The organism is Paenibacillus xylanilyticus, assembly GCF_009664365.1.
In the GTDB taxonomy this organism is placed as follows: Bacteria; Bacillota; Bacilli; order Paenibacillales; family Paenibacillaceae; genus Paenibacillus; species Paenibacillus xylanilyticus_A.
Window position 1 is genome coordinate 1,575,501 of record NZ_CP044310.1, and the last position, 15,986, is coordinate 1,591,486.

Genomic DNA, 15,986 nt, shown 5'->3' on the forward strand with positions numbered 1-15,986 from the left:
ATCTCTGATTAAAAGAATGAGCTTATGGAATCGTAATCTTAGCTTGAAACATATAATTCATGCAGGCAGCCGGCTAATGGGTCGGCTGTCTTTATGTTAATCAAACGTACAGGTTAGTGTGACTTCCAACTTTTAGATTACATATAATGTAAAGAGGGTTCTAGACAAGAAGCGGAGGGATTAGGGTTGAACAGGTATGTGTTACATATCGCTGCAAGTGTAGTTTGCATATTAGCACCTGTTGTTGGTTTCTTATATGAATGGTGGGATAGCTACCAACCCAAAGTGGGACCTGTAGGAGACGGAAAACCGAATTATAATCTTACAATACCTCAATGGATATCTATGGTGTCTTCTTTCATTCTTGGAATAATTAATCTGCCTCTTGCCATAATTTTATACAAACAAAAGATTAATGAAGATATAAAAAAATAGTGCCGACTATGTTAACGGGTAACGAATGTTCAATCAGCACAACGGTAGTTGACTTAAGCTCAGCTGCCGTCTCATATTGAACTAACAACATATAATGGAATGGAAATGAATACATCATTCAACATCGAAAGTAGGATGATTAGCTTGATTTCAACAATCGAGGATTAAAGTATTGGGTAAAGTTAGCTTAATACGACATTGAAAGCAGCTGACAGGTGTGATTAGCTGCTTTTGTTCAGCTAACAGGCAGAGTAGCTTAGCATGACTATACTTTTGTTTTTGGATATTTGACTTCTTTGGAAAAAAAGAAGGGGGTCCTCTTGGCTAAATATAAGAAAGAGCCTCAAGAACAAGGCTCAGTTATCTCCTATCTTTTATTAGTTCTTCGGGAACTCCCACAGTGACGACTTCGAGCGTCTCATAGTTAATAAGGAGAAACACCTCGGTATCCTTATCTCCTTTCAAATATCCATAAAGCCCAATGTCCGTGCCAAGATCGGGCGGATTAAACTTGTGACGTGTAAATTCAACGTTAAGGTCATATTCTTCTTTAAAATACATTTTCCCTGCATTCATAGCCTTGTTAATGGCTTGAGCTTCTTCTCGAGAATCAGACATGAAGCTACAACCTCCCATGATGAGGACAAAACAAACAATAGTAAATATGCTTACAGACTTACTTTTTACTATAGTTTCCACTCCTTATATCTATCATGATATAGGTATATTACTATATTTTGAGTTTAGGAGTAAATGTAGGTTTGTTTTTTTGAAAACCTGCATTTTGATGAGACGTACATGAAGTTTTCCAAGCTTGCATATCAAGACATTTCCGATGGATATATCCTCCCGGAATTGGATCAATGGAAAGTGGTCGAGCCTGAAGTTGCCTGCGTCTAATAAACAATAGGAAACATATGAGAGGGGTTGGGAAATAGAGATGACAGCAGTATTTTCGCACAAGCCCGAAGGATACGAATGTCCATTTTGCTGTATTTGGGGCATCGAAAGACCTGACCAAGGAACAAAACAAAGGGATATTATCTATCAGAATGAAAAGGTAACAGCATTTATAGCGGGCAAGTGGTGGCCAAACAATAAAGGACATGTTCTTGTGGTGCCCAATCAACATTTCGAGAACATCTATGAGCTGCCTGCGGATTACGCTGCTGAGATTCACCGCGCTGCGCAGCTTACAGCATTTGCTATGAGAAGTACATATGGATGTGAAGGGATTTCTACAAGGCAGCATAATGAACCAGCTGGCAATCAAGACGTGTGGCATTATCATCTCCATGTTTACCCTAGATATAGGAATGATCAACTTTATCTGTCGAAGGGTTCACAGTCCGATCCAGAAGAGCGCTCTTTCTATGCTGACAAGCTGCGTTCTTGGATCAAGGAAAACATCTAAGGTCATGACTCTTCATGCGGTTACACAGCACCATGTTCTTCTTAAACGGAGGATACGGTGCTGTTTCTGTGTATCTTCGATCCCGTCATTACATTCGTATCATTTTGAGGTGTTTTTTATTTACCTGATTCACGTTGGGGTGGTTATTCATTAGCTTGTTTTCGATAATGTTGCGGAACTACCCCCATCTGTTTGCGGAAAATCGATGAAAAATAACTAGCACTTTGAAAACCGCAGGCAAGTGCAATTTCACTTATAGATCGTTGTGTCTCTTTTAGCATTTCGCAACTTTTTTGAAGGCGATATTGAGTGACATAATTATTGGGTGTCTGGCCTACATACTTGTTAAACAATGTACAGCACCGACTTCTGCAAACGGCTCCTGCAGATGCGATCTCCTCAAGCGTTATTTTTTGATCATAGTTTTGATGGATGAAACGCGTCATTTCTTGGACATGCATCAAAACTCCAGGTTGCCCGGTGTTAGGTTGTAAATAATCCCCTATCGTTGCACACAAAGATAAAGCTTGCGAGGCCAGACGAAGCGGATTGAGAGGAGTGTGTTTCTTATGCATTTCCTGATAGATTTCTTGAATGGACCGTAATATGTTTCGTTGCCAATCTACCTGATCTGTAAGAACTAGAAAATCAGCCATCGTTAAACCAAATTTTTCTCCCCAGTAGGATTGAATATATGAAGTCTTCTCGCCAAGGATAGAGGGATGAATGACGACGACAAGAAATAAACAATCGTTTTGGTCTGCAAGAGAATAACCGTAATGCAAACGCTGGCTATTCACAAAAAGTCCATCACCTTGATGCAATCGAGTAATAGTTCCATTAACAGAGAAATCCATTGATCCATGCAATACATAGATAAACTCGATGTCTACATGCCAGTGCGCTACTGCTGCATAATTGTTAAATTGATGTAGGCTTCCCTTCCGGACATAGAGCGGTAAATCAGGAAGGTTATAATCCAAACGTTCGGATAAATCAGAAAACACCTCTAAATTTGTCATCAAAGAGACCGTCCTTTGAAAATATACGATTTTTATAAAATTATAGCCAATATTGATGGATACAACAACGATAATATCCTATCCTTATATTGTGAAATTAGCCGAGAGGACAGGATATAGGTGAGAAACCGCATTCAACATCTGGGATCTGGCAATCGTAATTTTAATCGGGAGTTAATGACGCTTGTCATTCCCATTGCGTTACAAAATTTAATATCAGCAACCGTAATATCTGTTGATGTACTTATGCTGGGGATGATTAGTCAATCTGCTATGTCAGCTGTATCACTCGCAGGGCAAATTACTTTTGCATTATCCTTGTTTTATATGGGGATGTCAGCGGGAGCTAGTATCCTCACTGCGCAATACTGGGGTAAGAAAGATACTTCGACCATACAGCGCATTTTGAGCATCGCCTGTATGTTTTCCTTTGGTGTCTCCATTTTGTTTTTCTTATCTTCCTTCTTTCTGCCAGATACACTTATGCGTTTATTCACCAATGATGCAGAACTGATTCAATACGGCTCAAGGTTTCTACAAATGAATTCCTTTTCTTATCTTGTGATGGGAATATCACAGATGTATCTCAGTGTGATTCGAAGTATGGAGAATGCAAAACTTAGTGCGTGGATTAGTTCCTTAGGTTTGATTTTAAACATTTTGCTCAATGCCATTTGCATTTTTGTATTATTCCCATCCAGGCCCGAAGTGGCCATATCTGCGGTAGCGCTTGCCACTGTATTAGCGAGGGGTGTTGAACTAACCTGCTGCATACTTCACTCCATCATCAAAGGACCCATTCGTTTTCGATTACCCGTACGGGACAGCATTCAACGTAATCTATTAAAGGATTTCTTGAAGTATACGCTACCTGTGCAGGGGAATTATATGGTCTGGGGAGGGGCACTTACCGCTACTGCTGCAATAATAGGCCATGTGAACTCCGATCTGGTAGCCGCAAATTCAATAGCGTCTGTCGTTAAAAATCTGGCAGTGGTTCTCTGTGGAGGCATCGCTACTGGGGGCTCTGTACTTGTTGGGAAGTATTTGGGACAAGGTGAATTGGAGAAAGCAAAATATGCGGGCAACAAAATGTGTTTTTATGCTTTATGGTTTGGAGTGATTGCCGGCTGCATGATTCTGCTCATTAAACCGTTCGTATATTCCGTTGCAAATTTGAATGCAACTGCTCAGAGTTACCTAGATGGCATGCTGTACATTAGTGCGTATTATTGTATAGCCAAATCGATAAACTCTACAACGATAGCGGGTATATTCACGGCTGGTGGTGATTCCAAATTTGGATTTTGGTGTGACACCGTTGTCATGTGGTTCATCATTCTGCCGCTTAGTTACCTAAGTGCATTTGTGTGGCATGTACCGCCGATTCTATTGTATACCGTCATCAGCTTAGACGAGATCATTAAACTACCCATTGCTTTAATGCGATACCGACAGTATAAGTGGCTGAATAATCTAACCAGAAACTTTGCCTAAACCTGATCAAAACGGAGGGGTTCGCAAGGTTACTTTAATAAATCTAACGCAAATATAAAGGAGAATGTAGTATGAATATTCAAGAACGAATGGCTAGCAAACAATTATTCACCGATGATGATGCTAATTATCCGAAAGAGGCTGAAGAGTTGGCAAAAGCACGCCAGCGTGGTAAGGCGATATGCTATGAGATTAATAAGTTGCATCCGGATGATGTTGAAAAGCGCAAAATTCTAATGAAACAACTTTTTGGAAATATCGGAGAACATGTATGGTTGGAGCCTCCCATTCGCATGTCATACGGTTCCAATACGACTGTAGGAAATAATGTGTATATTAACTTCAATCTAACGGTGGTTGATGACTACAAAGTTACGATTGGTAATGATGTCATGTTTGGCCCGAATGTTACGATTGCTGTAACGAATCATCCTGTACACCCGGAAAAGCGCAAAGAAGGCGGGATGTTTGCATTACCCGTGGTCATTGAGGATGGGGTGTGGGTCGGGAGCGGAGCGATTATTGTACCAGGAGTCACGATTGGTAAAGGGAGTGTCATCGGTGCTGGGAGTGTAGTAACCAAGGATATTCCTGCGAATGTAATTGCTGTTGGGAATCCATGCAAAGTTCTTCGTAAGATTACGGATCATGATAAAGAGTTCTACTATAAAGATATGCGTTTTGATCAAGTTGAATGGTAAAAGAGCGGACACGTTTAGATTACGGTTTATGTAAAAGCCATATAGAACCAGAGGATTTTCGAACATCCATCTATTAGAGAGGAGTTTTCCGTTGGTTATCATTTATTTTATTATTACAATAGTCTCTCTGTATTTTGTCATATCAGCCATTGTGCATTCGCGTTCCACCCACGTGATAGCAAATAGAATGAAAAAACAATTTGAACATTACTTTCATGAAGATGCCCACCAAAATGACAGGAGCAGTTAATGCAAAAGAGCCAGAGGGGACGAAGAGATCTCGTACTCTCTGGCTCTTTTCTCTTAATATGGTCATCAATGGTTATTAATTGAGAACATCGGCATATTCAGGGATGTGGTCGAAACGTCCCTTGGCAAACGGGCACAAAGGTAAAATCTTAATACCGTTTTCCCGCGCGTATTCCACCATAGCTTTGAGCAGCTTGTCGCCAAGCCCTTGTCCCCGGTAAGCATTTTCAACCAATGTGTGGTCAATTATGTACAGCTCCGGACTTGAGATTACATACGTCATGACCGCAGCAATGTCGCCTTTATCCTGAATAATAAATCTTTTATTAGCAGGTTCGTGTTCTACATGATGCATGTTCATCCCTCTTTCCTTGTTGAATATTCATCGTCCAGACGTTTATACGTGAGTGCTCCGCTTGGACATGTGTCAATATGCCGGGCAATGGCCTCTGAAGTATCGCCATCGGGATTCACCCAAGGACGTTTGCTCAAATCAAACACAGCAGGGAGGCCCTTTACGCAAATACCGGAATGAATGCATACCTCAGAATCAAACATGACTTCGATATCTTTACCGTAGTACAACTTCTGTTTACTCATCGTTCATTCACATCTTTCACTTTTGAGTTTGTTTATAGACATGATTCAACCTTCGAAAGGGAACCTTCTGAACCGACATAGCATTGGCAACCGTGGCCAGCAATTTTTGGCATGGCTCTCGATGTCCGAATTATAATGAGGAAATCGGGATTAGTCAACGAGACGATTCTCCTATATGTTTGGGTGCATTCGTGGTTATGGGTTGCTTTAATTCATCTAACGGGCAGATAAATGAACTCTATCAGGAATATTCGTTTATACTTATGTCATATCAGATTCATCGCAAAAACGATATAGAAAGTGGGGAAACAACATTTATGATTCCATTAGTATATGACCAGATTAACCTTTGGGGAAAAGATGATGAATTTTTCCTTGCATTGCTAAAGAGCTTGAACGTGAAGTCTATAGCTGACTTAGGCTGTGGAACAGGAAGGTGGACTACACATCTTGCTCAAAATGGATATACAATCACAGCTATTGATCCCCATGAAGAAGCGATCGAACTGGCGAGAAGTAAGGATGATTCAGGCCATGTGAACTGGATTGTAGGAGACAGCTCCAATTTACAAACCAATACGTATGAAGCGGTTATTATGACAGCCAATGTTGCACAGGTATTTCTTACAGATGATAGTTGGAAACAAATGATCTCAGACGTATTCCAATCCCTTAAAGCTGGCGGTCACTTTATTTTTGATACAAGAAATCCCCTGGTAAAAGTGTGGGAAGAGTGGGAGAAGGATATGAGTCCTGATACAGCCAAAGACAGGCTAAGTGGAGACCCGCTTGAAATCTATACAGAATATGAGGGGGTTGAGCGAGATGTTTATACGTTCTATGAAACTGTGAAAAATACAAAAACAAATGAAGTCCTGGTTCATGAAAAAATGCAGATACGATTTCGAAAGCAAGAAGAATTGGATGAGTCACTGAAACAAGCCGGTTTTTCAAAAATTGAAACATTTGGGGATTGGGAATTTAAATACGCAAATTCTGAAAGTCGATCTTTTATTTTTCATTGCGTAAAATAGAGTTATTGAAAAGCGCAATAATAGTGATCGCAAAAAAGGATAGCGCCTTTTACATGACAAAGCAGCAGATCAACAAGATCGGCTGCTTTGTCATTTTTACCATGTATGCTTTAATTATAATTTAATGGTGATATGAATATTTATTTCCTAATATTATACAATAAATGGTTCTTATTCTGATATAATGGATGCTTCATGATTTAGATGCTGAAAGCAATGAAAGATGAGCATGCGTAGGTGAAAAAAGGAGGGCAACGCAAAAATGGATTTAACATTTGGAAACGTTACGATACTTATTCCCCCTTTACACATCACGATTATCTTAGTAGTTATTATTTTCTTATTAGTAAGGTGGAGCAAACAATTAGAAACAAGACGTTTTACGGTATTTTTTTACTTTTTATTCAGTACTACCATTACTCCGATTTACACTAGTTACACATCAAAGGGTTACTTTCAGCTATGGATTCCTATAGGATTTATAATCATGCTCCTTTATTTATTTGGCGGTAAAAGAAGAAATCATCCAGCTAAAGTGAAAGCAAGCATTTTGGGGTTCGCCATAGCCATATACCAGCTCATTCTTAAATATGTCGGATAGATTCTAAACTCAATAACAACAAGAAAGCAGCCGATCATTGTGATTGGCTGTTTTAATCATTAAGGAGTATGCTGTTGTAATCCACATTCCACTTGAATAATATGGTAATATTTTTATTGTGGATTCTTTTCTTGCAAAGGTTAGGAGGGCTATGTCTTAGTGAAAACGATTTTTGATCTATCGGCTGCAAAAGAAATCTTGGGACGGATCGATCAATTAAAGCAAGATGTTCAACCTGAGTGGGGGCGCATGAATGCTGCTCAGATGCTTGCTCATTGCTCTTCGTTCCAAGACATAGCAACGGGAAAAACCCATTCCTCAAGAAGCTTGCTAGGCATACTGGTTGGAAAGTTTGCAAAACCCATTTTTTATAATGACAAGCCGCTTCCCCGTAATATGTCTACGATTCCAAGCATGGTGATCATGGATACAAGAGAGTTTGAAGTAGAAAAAGAAAAGCTCGAACAAAATATATTGACGCTACAACGTGAAGGTCTCAAAAATGGTGCAGTTCCCCATCCTTTTTTTGGAAGACTGACTTCCGAGGAATGGGGTAAAGGAATCTACAAGCACTTGGACCATCATCTGAAGCAATTTGGCGTTTGAGAAGTAGGGAAAGTGCTGAGTGCTAGTATTTAGAAGAGCCAACTAGGGATGAGATATGGCATAGGAAGAACTGAGGCAAGCTAGAAGAGGTAAATTAGAAAATATAAAGAAGTGGACCCATCAGATGGGTATCCACTTCTTTTTGTATTCAACTACTTGCTCAGAGAACGCCAATAGCGACATATTTCAGCATGATTAAGATACATTCTTCTCCATCTTACTTTCTGACAAGAGTAGGCTCGGCTGGCATAATTCCAGGTGTCGACTCTCTGATAATGGGTGCAGTCACAATATGCGAGACCTGATAAGGCTGTTCGGGGTTGTCGATTCGGGATAACAGCATTTCGGCTGCCTTAATCCCCATCTCGTTACTATAAATATGGACCGTCGTTAACGGAGGTTCAATAATTCTGGATTCAGGTGCGTTATCGAATCCACATACCACAATATCCTGCGGAACCGTGACCTCTCTTAATTTGAAAGCTCTGATTAGATCCACCGCAATGAAGTCATTGGCACACACATATGCGGAAGGGAACGACTCCAGTGCAGCTACTCGCTCCCTTATCCAACCAGGTTTGGAGAAGTACAGTTTATCATTGTCTGTAATGCAGTGGGCTGGATCGACCTGCAATCCCGATTCCAACATCGCCCGGTGATATCCAGTCCATCGTTCGTTGAAGCTTTTACAGTGATTGTAGTCTCCAGCGAATCCGATACTTTTGTAGCCGCTATCAATTAATTTTTTGGTTAACTGATACGTGCTATGTTCATTCTCCATAAGAAGAAGATCCGCATGGAAATCCGGATAGCAGATGTTGGCTGCACAATCGATAAAGACCGTCGGAATTCCGAGCTCTGTGATGAGGCGGGTATATTCCAGGTTGAATAACTCGATGCAGATGATGCCGTCCACTTTGGAAATGTCAAAATTGTTAGGTAGGGTAAGGGCTTCTTCATCAACTTCACGAACGATATGAATGGACAGGTTATAGCCCTCGGCACTAATTCTTTTCTCCAAACCGCTAATGAGCAGCGATCCAAAATGAGACGTATTCGGCAGGTTCTCTGTTAAGAGGGCGATATTGCCCGGCGTTTTACTCAGGACATGCTCACTTTCCATATAAGCAAATTGTTTATATCTTAATTCAATGGCTTTCTTAATCACACGACTTCGTGTTTCTTCCGGGATGTTTCCGCTATCATTCAGGGCTTTGGAAGCCGTATTTCGGGAGATGCCCAGAGCATCTGCGATATCCTGTATCGTAACTTTCTCTTTTGCCATGTCGTGCCTCACCTCTATTGGTCAATTGATCGTCTCAAGTGTTTTCTAAATCAAATGTATAATATATCGAAGCAAATAGCAATTGTAAATTTACAAATACACAATTTATAATTGTTTTTGTCAATTTTATATTTCACATTCTTTATTTATTCGTCATTTAGTTTTACATCGTATACTGCTGAGGTAGAAGCCTTTGTTACAGGATGAAATACGTTATATAATAGGCTTTTTTTTGGGTATTGATTCCGCATTTCATAGAAATAGAACAGAGTTATGCATAAAAAAGTGAAGCGAATGCACAATTATTTTTTCACATTTTGTATTGACTAAACGATACATATCCTGATAAATTGTAAAATATCAAATAATCAATTGTAAATATTGAAAGCCCTTACTATGAGCAATTGTAAACTTTAATGATGAACGGGGGTCGTATGTTGGATAACACAGTAAACACCAATAAGAAGATGGGGAAGAGCCTCAAAGAGAGGAGTTCCATTTTTCATCCGTTACAGCAGCTCAAAAAGAATTATTTCCTGTATGTATTGCTTGCGCCAGCTCTAATCCTGACACTGATCTTCAAATACATTCCGATGTATGGAGCCATCATCGCATTTAAGGACTTCAGTCCGATCAAGGGGATTATGGGCAGTGAGTGGGTGGGCCTGAAACATTTCGAGAAGTTTTTGGCTTCACCCAATTTTGATGTCATTTTTATGAATACGCTTAAGCTCAGCTTTTTGGGATTGATTTTCAGCTTCCCGGTGCCTATTTTGCTGGCTCTCATGCTGAATCAGGTGCGACAAGCTGCAGTGAAGAAGAACATTCAATTGTTTCTGTATGCACCGAATTTTATATCCGTTGTCGTAGTTGTGGGCATGCTCTTCATCTTCTTATCGCCGACAGGTCCCATTAATCAATTGACCACATGGATTACAGGTCAGCCAATCATGTTTATGTCCGAACCCGAATATTTCCGCTGGATCTACATCTTGTCCGATATCTGGACGGGGGCAGGCTGGGCTTCAATTATATACGTTGCGGCTTTGGCCAATGTCGATCCAGAGCTTCACAATGCAGCCAATCTGGATGGAGCCAATCTTCTTCAACGTATTCGCCACATTGACCTTCCGACCATCCGCCCGATTATGGCTATTGTGTTTATCCTTGCAGCTGGCGGAATTATGTCGATCGGATTCGAGAAGGCATACCTGATGCAGACATCCATGAACCTGCCGTCATCCGAAATTATTGCCACCTATGTGTACAAGGTCGGATTACAGTCCGGTGATTACGCCTATTCTGCGGCCGTAGGGTTGTTTAACTCCATCATTAACGTCATCCTGCTTGTCACCGTGAATCTGATCGTGAAGAAATTAAACGAAGGCGAAGGCCTTTACTAGAAAGGAGTATCACTCATGACTATCAAACCGACGGGGCTGGATCGTCTGATCCTTGCACTGAACGCGATCTTTCTCACCTGTGCTGTACTGGTTGTGGTCGTTCCTCTCATTTATATTGTTATCGCTTCCTTTATGGATCCAACCGTGCTGCTTAATCAGGGCCTGTCCTTCAATGTATCCGACTGGAGTCTGGATGGTTATCAGATGATTCTGTCCAATCCGGCGATGATTCGAGGCTTCGCAAATGCGGTGCTGTACTCGGTTTCGTTTGCCTTCGTGACCGTGGCGGTTTCGATCTGTGCAGGTTATGCCTTGTCTGAGGAAAGGCTGGCGGGAAGAGGATTTTTCATGGTTCTGTTTATCATTACGATGTTCTTCGGTGGCGGCCTCATTCCAACCTACCTTCTGGTGCGCAATCTCGGCATGCTGGATACCATATGGGCGATCATCATTCCGGGAGCGGTTAACGTATGGAACATCATTCTCTCCAGAACTTTTTTCAAAGGTGTACCCAGGGAGCTGAAAGAAGCTGCGAACGTGGACGGTGCTTCCGATATGAAGATTTTCTTTCAGATTGTCATTCCGCTATCCAAACCGATCATTTTTGTCCTTGCGCTGTACGCATTCGTCGGGCAGTGGAATTCCTATTTTGATGCCATGATTTATTTGGATAATCCCAATCTTCATCCCTTACAGCTCGTTCTGCGTTCCATTCTGATCCAGAATCAGGCTGCCCCGGGCATGATCAGTGATCAGCTTGCCATGGCGGAGCTCAAACGGCTATCCGAGATGATTAAGTATTCTGCGATTGTCATTTCGAGTCTGCCGCTGATCATCATGTATCCGTTCTTCCAGAAGTATTTCGAAAAGGGTGTCATGGTAGGTTCACTCAAATAGTGAACAGCCTGAGATATCTTAAGTCAGATCCAACAATATAAAGTGGAGGTCACGTCATGAAAAAAGTGAAAAAGTCCAAAAGAGGCATTACATCGGTATCCCTTTCCATGTTGTCTGCTGTACTTCTGCTCACGGCCTGTGGTGGAGGAGGGGGCGGCGCAGCCAGTGAAGCCCAGTCTCCCGACGGGAAAGTGACACTGAATTTTATCACGCAGAGCTCGCCGCTGGCTCCGGCCGATCCGAACGAGAAACTGATTAACAAGCGACTCGAGGAAAAGACCAATGTGCATATCAACTGGAAGAACTATACGAGTGATGTGTTTGCCGAAAAGAGAAATCTGGCGGTAGCCAGCGGGGAGCTGCCCGATGCCATCTTTGACGCAGGTTACGGAGATTATGATCTCCTGAAACTGGCCAAGGACGGAGCCATCATTCCGCTCGAAGACTTGATCGAACAATACATGCCCAATCTGCAAAAGGTGCTGGAGGAAGCTCCCGAATACAAGAGCATGATTACAGCGCCGGATGGACATATCTACTCTTTCCCATGGATTGAGGAGCTGGGAAGCGGCAAGCAGCGGATACAAGCGGTGGATAATCTGCCTTGGATCAATGTGGAATGGCTGAATAAACTCGGACTGAAGATGCCTACGACGACCGAGGAATTGAAGGAAGTGCTAATCGCCTTCAAAACGCAAGATCCCAATGGAAATGGAAAAGCGGATGAAATTCCGTTGTCGTTCATCAACAAGCCGGGCGGAGAAGATCTGACATTTCTCTTTGCCGCATTCGGACTTGGGGAGAACTGGGACCATACCGTGGTAACGAACGAGGGGAAGGTCGTCTTTACGGCAGCGGATGAAGGGTATAAGGAAGCTGTGAAATATATCCATGAGCTTGTCCAGGAAGGCCTAGTGGATGTGGAAGCCTATCAGCAGGATTGGAATACGTATCTGGCCAAAGGCAAGGACCATAAGTACGGCATGTATTTCACATGGGATAAGGCCAACATTACGGGAATGAATGACACGTATGATGTTTTGCCTCCACTTGCCGGTCCGGACGGAGAGAGAAATGTTACGAGAACCAATGGGATCGGACTCGACAGAGGACGTATGGTTATCACGAGCAGCAATAAAAATCTGGAATCCACAGCGAAGTGGGTAGACCAGCTGTACGATCCGCTCCAATCGATCCAAAACAACTGGGGAACGTACGGGGATGAAACGCAGCAAAATATTTTTGAATTCGATGAAGCCAAGGGTATGCTGAAGCATCTTCCGCTGGAAGGGGCTGCGCCTGTCGAACTTAGACAAAAAACGAGCATTGCCGGACCACTGGCGATTCTCGACAGTTACTACGACAAATACACGACCAAACCGGAAGATGCTGCATGGCGCATGGAGCTTCTGGATCGGGTGATGGTTCCACATATGAAAGCAGAGAACGTTTATCCAAGCGTATTTTTCTCCATTGATGAACTCGACCGCCTGTCTACCATTGAAACCGACCTGTTCGCTTATGTACTGCGCATGCGCACAGAATGGTACCAAAACGGGAAAATCGAGCAGGAATGGGATGCCTATTTGAAAGAGCTGGACCGTCTTGGACTGCAGGAATGGCTTCAGATTAAACAAGCGGGATATGACCGCAATACAAAATAAAAAAAACGGTGTATTTCAAAGGAGAGAACCTACATGTCTACCATTTCAACAACCGATTACCGAGGTGCTTATCATTTCTCACCGAACGAGAAGTGGATGAATGATCCCAATGGGATGGTGTTTTTCAAAGGCGAGTATCACCTGTTCTATCAACATCATCCATTTGGTACCACATGGGGACCGATGCATTGGGGGCATGCCGTGACCAAGGATCTGTTCACCTGGGAAGAGCTTCCTGTGGCTATGGCGCCGGATGAACACGGCATGATCTTTTCGGGTAGTGCTGTGGTGGATTGGAATAATACTTCCGGTTTCTTTGATGAGGAACCAGGACTGGTAGCAATATTCACGCATCATCTGGAAGTGCCGAACGATCAACCGATTCAGCGGCAGAGCATTGCATACAGCAAGGATAATGGCCGCACATGGAACAAATATGAGGGCAATCCGGTACTGGAGCATGAGTCTTTTGTCGATTTCCGTGATCCCAAGGTGTTCTGGCACGAGCAGAGCAAGGAATGGGTGATGATCATTGCCTGTGGTCAGACGGTATGCTTGTACCGCTCTCCGAATCTGAAAGATTGGACACTCAGCAGTGAATTCGGCGCAGGCATCGGTTCACATGACGGCGTGTGGGAATGTCCTGATCTCTTCCCGCTGGCGGTGGATGGGGACCATGGGCATGAAAAATGGGTCATGCTTGTCAGTATTGGTGCAGATCCTGCGTTCAAGGAAGGCTCGCGAACACAGTACTTTATCGGAGATTTTGATGGGTCGACGTTTGTTCCGGATGAAGCTTCCCGCACGGTTCGCTGGGTTGACCATGGGCGGGACAACTACGCAGGAGTCAGTTGGTCCGACATTCCGGCTGAAGACGGCAGACGCCTGTTTATGGGCTGGATGAGCAACTGGATGTATGCCAACCAGACGCCAACCGAAGGTTATCGCGGCGCGATGACGATTGCTCGGGAGCTTACTTTGGAAACGATAGACGGTACAGTCACATTGGTTCAGCGTCCGGCCCGTGAAATGGAGCAAGCCCGGAAACCGATATTGACCCTGCACAACGTTTCTGTCCAAGAGGCGAGGAAACATCTTGGCACGCTGCAGCTGGTGAGCTATGAAGTCGATGCGCAATGGGAATCGGAGCAATCTCTTCAATTTACCTTGAGAAGCAGCGCCAGTCATCAAACGCTCGTTGGTGTAGACGCGGATCAGCGTGAGGTATACGTTGATCGCAGCCAATCAGGCATCGTTGATTTCCATGAGCATTTCCTGGGACGTCACACCGCAAGGGTTCAGGGCGGGGGTCAACACTTGCGTATCTATGTGGATTCTTCTTCGGTTGAGGTATTTGCGAGTAACGGTCAGGCCGTTATTACGGACCTGATCTATCCGGATGTAGATGCTGCACGAATTACGGTGGATGCCGATCAGGAAAACATGGTCTTCTCCGCTCTTCATATCTACGAATTGTCTCCCGTTAAGGTGGAAACCCATGAGAACTAAAGAGAAGGAGGGCAGGTAGATGCGTATAGGTGCCATCGAAGCGGGCGGAACGAAGTTTGTATGCGGAATAGGCAGCGAACAAGGACATATGGAAGAATGGTGCAGCTTTCCGACGGAACATCCCGAGATTACACTCGCCAAGGTGAGTGACTATTTCAGAGATAAAGGGGTAGAGGCTATCGGCATTGGTTCCTTTGGTCCGATTGATCTGAAGCTGGATAGCCCTACTTACGGATACATTACCACAACTCCGAAGTCCGAATGGGAAAACTGCAATGTGGTGGGAATCTTGAAGCGGGAATTCCCTGTTCCCTTCGGGTGGGATACGGATGTGAATGCTGCTGCTCTGGGGGAGGTCACATGGGGAGCTGCGCAGGGCTTGGATAACTGTGTATATTATACGATTGGCACCGGTGTTGGCGTTGGACTTATTGCTGGAGGAAAAAGAATACACGGATTGCTGCATCCAGAGGGTGGACACATCCGAACGAGGCGGCATCCGCAGGATCACTTTGCCGGATTATGCAAGTATCATGGGGATTGCCTGGAGGGATTGGCTGCAGGGCCAGCCATCGAAGCCCGTTGGCAGACACCCGGCAGCGAGCTGCCGACCGACCACCTGGCATGGGAAATGGAGTCCTATTATATTGCCGAATCCATTACGACGTCCATCCTGCTGCATTCACCGCAGATGATCATCTTGGGCGGTGGTGTCATGCAGCAGATGCATCTGTTTCCCATGATTCGGGAACAGGTTATACACAATCTCCATGGTTATGTGAACGTGCCTGAATTGCTGCAGCACATCGACCAATATATTGTTCCGCCAGGATTGGGACAGCACGCGGGTTTATACGGTGCGCTTGCCTTAGGCATCGAAGCACTTAATCAAGTCAAGGCTGATTCAGCGGTATCATTGTAATCCACATGTTCAAGGAAGGACGGAGCAGATCGCTTAAAAGACTGATTCAGTTGTTTAAGGGAATGCACCGTCCTTTCTTTGTTTTTCTATCACGCAGAGAAATGAGGGATATTCGTGAGATTTATGTTAAGGTCCATTAGCTGCGTC

Annotated in this window: 16 protein-coding genes; 11 read left to right on the forward strand and 5 right to left on the reverse strand. The window is 43.5% G+C overall.

Annotated features, from left to right (window positions below; all coding sequences use genetic code 11):
• Positions 1–186 precede the first annotated feature (186 nt).
• Entirely contained in the window at positions 187–435 is a 249-nt protein-coding gene (locus tag F4V51_RS07005) for a hypothetical protein (protein WP_153977407.1), read from the forward strand.
• Positions 436–795: 360 nt separating this feature from the next.
• Here F4V51_RS07005 and F4V51_RS07010 read toward each other — a convergent pair whose 3' ends face one another.
• A complete protein-coding gene (locus tag F4V51_RS07010; protein ID WP_153977408.1) occupies positions 796–1,053 on the reverse strand; it encodes a hypothetical protein in 258 nt (85 codons plus the stop codon).
• Positions 1,054–1,375: 322 nt separating this feature from the next.
• Between F4V51_RS07010 and F4V51_RS07015 the strand changes: the two genes are divergently transcribed.
• A complete protein-coding gene (locus F4V51_RS07015) occupies positions 1,376–1,849 on the forward strand; it encodes an HIT family protein (protein ID WP_153977409.1) in 474 nt (157 codons plus the stop codon).
• A gap of 143 nt (positions 1,850–1,992) precedes the next feature.
• Here F4V51_RS07015 and F4V51_RS07020 read toward each other — a convergent pair whose 3' ends face one another.
• Complete coding sequence (locus tag F4V51_RS07020) at positions 1,993–2,871, reverse strand: AraC family transcriptional regulator (RefSeq protein ID WP_153977410.1); 879 nt, start codon at positions 2,869–2,871, stop codon at positions 1,993–1,995.
• A 120-nt stretch (positions 2,872–2,991) separates the two neighbouring features.
• Here F4V51_RS07020 and F4V51_RS07025 point away from each other — a divergent pair, with 120 nt between their 5' ends.
• Positions 2,992–4,368: an MATE family efflux transporter gene (locus tag F4V51_RS07025; RefSeq protein WP_236146708.1), complete on the forward strand. Its 1,377-nt coding sequence runs from the start codon at positions 2,992–2,994 to the stop codon at positions 4,366–4,368.
• A gap of 71 nt (positions 4,369–4,439) precedes the next feature.
• A complete protein-coding gene (locus tag F4V51_RS07030; RefSeq protein WP_153977411.1) occupies positions 4,440–5,069 on the forward strand; it encodes a sugar O-acetyltransferase in 630 nt (209 codons plus the stop codon).
• A gap of 325 nt (positions 5,070–5,394) precedes the next feature.
• Here F4V51_RS07030 and F4V51_RS07035 read toward each other — a convergent pair whose 3' ends face one another.
• Together F4V51_RS07035 and F4V51_RS07040 are read right to left on the reverse strand one after the other, a co-directional pair.
• Positions 5,395–5,673: a GNAT family N-acetyltransferase gene (locus F4V51_RS07035; RefSeq protein ID WP_153977412.1), complete on the reverse strand. Its 279-nt coding sequence runs from the start codon at positions 5,671–5,673 to the stop codon at positions 5,395–5,397.
• 2 nt (positions 5,674–5,675) lie between these two features.
• Positions 5,676–5,918, reverse strand: a complete 243-nt coding sequence (locus F4V51_RS07040; RefSeq protein WP_095289244.1) for a (4Fe-4S)-binding protein — start codon at positions 5,916–5,918, stop codon at positions 5,676–5,678.
• 317 nt (positions 5,919–6,235) lie between these two features.
• On the opposite strand from F4V51_RS07040, the gene F4V51_RS07045 reads away from it, so the two are divergent.
• Both F4V51_RS07045 and F4V51_RS07050 read left to right on the forward strand, forming a co-directional pair.
• Positions 6,236–6,952 carry a class I SAM-dependent methyltransferase gene (locus F4V51_RS07045; protein WP_153977413.1) on the forward strand — a complete coding sequence of 239 codons (717 nt, stop codon included), beginning with the start codon at positions 6,236–6,238 and terminating at the stop codon, positions 6,950–6,952.
• 760 nt (positions 6,953–7,712) lie between these two features.
• Positions 7,713–8,159, forward strand: a complete 447-nt coding sequence (locus F4V51_RS07050) for a DUF1569 domain-containing protein (RefSeq protein ID WP_153977414.1) — start codon at positions 7,713–7,715, stop codon at positions 8,157–8,159.
• A gap of 217 nt (positions 8,160–8,376) precedes the next feature.
• Here the strand turns inward: F4V51_RS07050 and F4V51_RS07055 are convergent, their stop codons facing one another.
• Positions 8,377–9,444 (reverse strand): LacI family DNA-binding transcriptional regulator, encoded by a 1,068-nt coding sequence (locus tag F4V51_RS07055; RefSeq protein ID WP_153977415.1) that lies wholly within the window; start codon positions 9,442–9,444, stop codon positions 8,377–8,379.
• A 467-nt stretch (positions 9,445–9,911) separates the two neighbouring features.
• Here F4V51_RS07055 and F4V51_RS07060 point away from each other — a divergent pair, with 467 nt between their 5' ends.
• From F4V51_RS07060 to F4V51_RS07080, 5 genes are read left to right on the forward strand one after another with little or no spacing between them, the layout of a single operon-like run.
• Positions 9,912–10,847: an ABC transporter permease gene (locus F4V51_RS07060; RefSeq protein ID WP_170948148.1), complete on the forward strand. Its 936-nt coding sequence runs from the start codon at positions 9,912–9,914 to the stop codon at positions 10,845–10,847.
• Between the two features lie 15 nt (positions 10,848–10,862).
• The gene (locus F4V51_RS07065; RefSeq protein ID WP_095289251.1) at positions 10,863–11,744 is read left to right on the forward strand and encodes a carbohydrate ABC transporter permease; all 882 of its coding nucleotides are present in this window, start codon (positions 10,863–10,865) and stop codon (positions 11,742–11,744) included.
• Positions 11,745–11,800: 56 nt separating this feature from the next.
• Positions 11,801–13,408 carry an ABC transporter substrate-binding protein gene (locus tag F4V51_RS07070; protein WP_095360564.1) on the forward strand — a complete coding sequence of 536 codons (1,608 nt, stop codon included), beginning with the start codon at positions 11,801–11,803 and terminating at the stop codon, positions 13,406–13,408.
• A gap of 33 nt (positions 13,409–13,441) precedes the next feature.
• Positions 13,442–14,917: a glycoside hydrolase family 32 protein gene (locus F4V51_RS07075; RefSeq protein WP_153977416.1), complete on the forward strand. Its 1,476-nt coding sequence runs from the start codon at positions 13,442–13,444 to the stop codon at positions 14,915–14,917.
• Between the two features lie 19 nt (positions 14,918–14,936).
• On the forward strand, positions 14,937–15,839 hold the full coding sequence (locus F4V51_RS07080) for an ROK family protein (RefSeq protein ID WP_153977417.1): 903 nt from the start codon (positions 14,937–14,939) through the stop codon (positions 15,837–15,839).
• Positions 15,840–15,986: the final 147 nt, after the last annotated feature.

Coding starts and splice junctions, on each gene's coding strand:
- F4V51_RS07030 (WP_153977411.1), top strand. CDS start 4,440: ATGAATATTCAAGAACGAATGGCTAGCAAACAATTATTCACCGATGAT.
- F4V51_RS07055 (WP_153977415.1), bottom strand. CDS start 9,444: ATGGCAAAAGAGAAAGTTACGATACAGGATATCGCAGATGCTCTGGGC.
- F4V51_RS07040 (WP_095289244.1), bottom strand. CDS start 5,918: ATGAGTAAACAGAAGTTGTACTACGGTAAAGATATCGAAGTCATGTTT.
- F4V51_RS07060 (WP_170948148.1), top strand. CDS start 9,912: ATGGGGAAGAGCCTCAAAGAGAGGAGTTCCATTTTTCATCCGTTACAG.
- F4V51_RS07065 (WP_095289251.1), top strand. CDS start 10,863: ATGACTATCAAACCGACGGGGCTGGATCGTCTGATCCTTGCACTGAAC.
- F4V51_RS07070 (WP_095360564.1), top strand. CDS start 11,801: ATGAAAAAAGTGAAAAAGTCCAAAAGAGGCATTACATCGGTATCCCTT.
- F4V51_RS07020 (WP_153977410.1), bottom strand. CDS start 2,871: ATGACAAATTTAGAGGTGTTTTCTGATTTATCCGAACGTTTGGATTAT.
- F4V51_RS07035 (WP_153977412.1), bottom strand. CDS start 5,673: ATGCATCATGTAGAACACGAACCTGCTAATAAAAGATTTATTATTCAG.
- F4V51_RS07045 (WP_153977413.1), top strand. CDS start 6,236: ATGATTCCATTAGTATATGACCAGATTAACCTTTGGGGAAAAGATGAT.
- F4V51_RS07080 (WP_153977417.1), top strand. CDS start 14,937: ATGCGTATAGGTGCCATCGAAGCGGGCGGAACGAAGTTTGTATGCGGA.
- F4V51_RS07015 (WP_153977409.1), top strand. CDS start 1,376: ATGACAGCAGTATTTTCGCACAAGCCCGAAGGATACGAATGTCCATTT.
- F4V51_RS07075 (WP_153977416.1), top strand. CDS start 13,442: ATGTCTACCATTTCAACAACCGATTACCGAGGTGCTTATCATTTCTCA.
- F4V51_RS07010 (WP_153977408.1), bottom strand. CDS start 1,053: ATGTCTGATTCTCGAGAAGAAGCTCAAGCCATTAACAAGGCTATGAAT.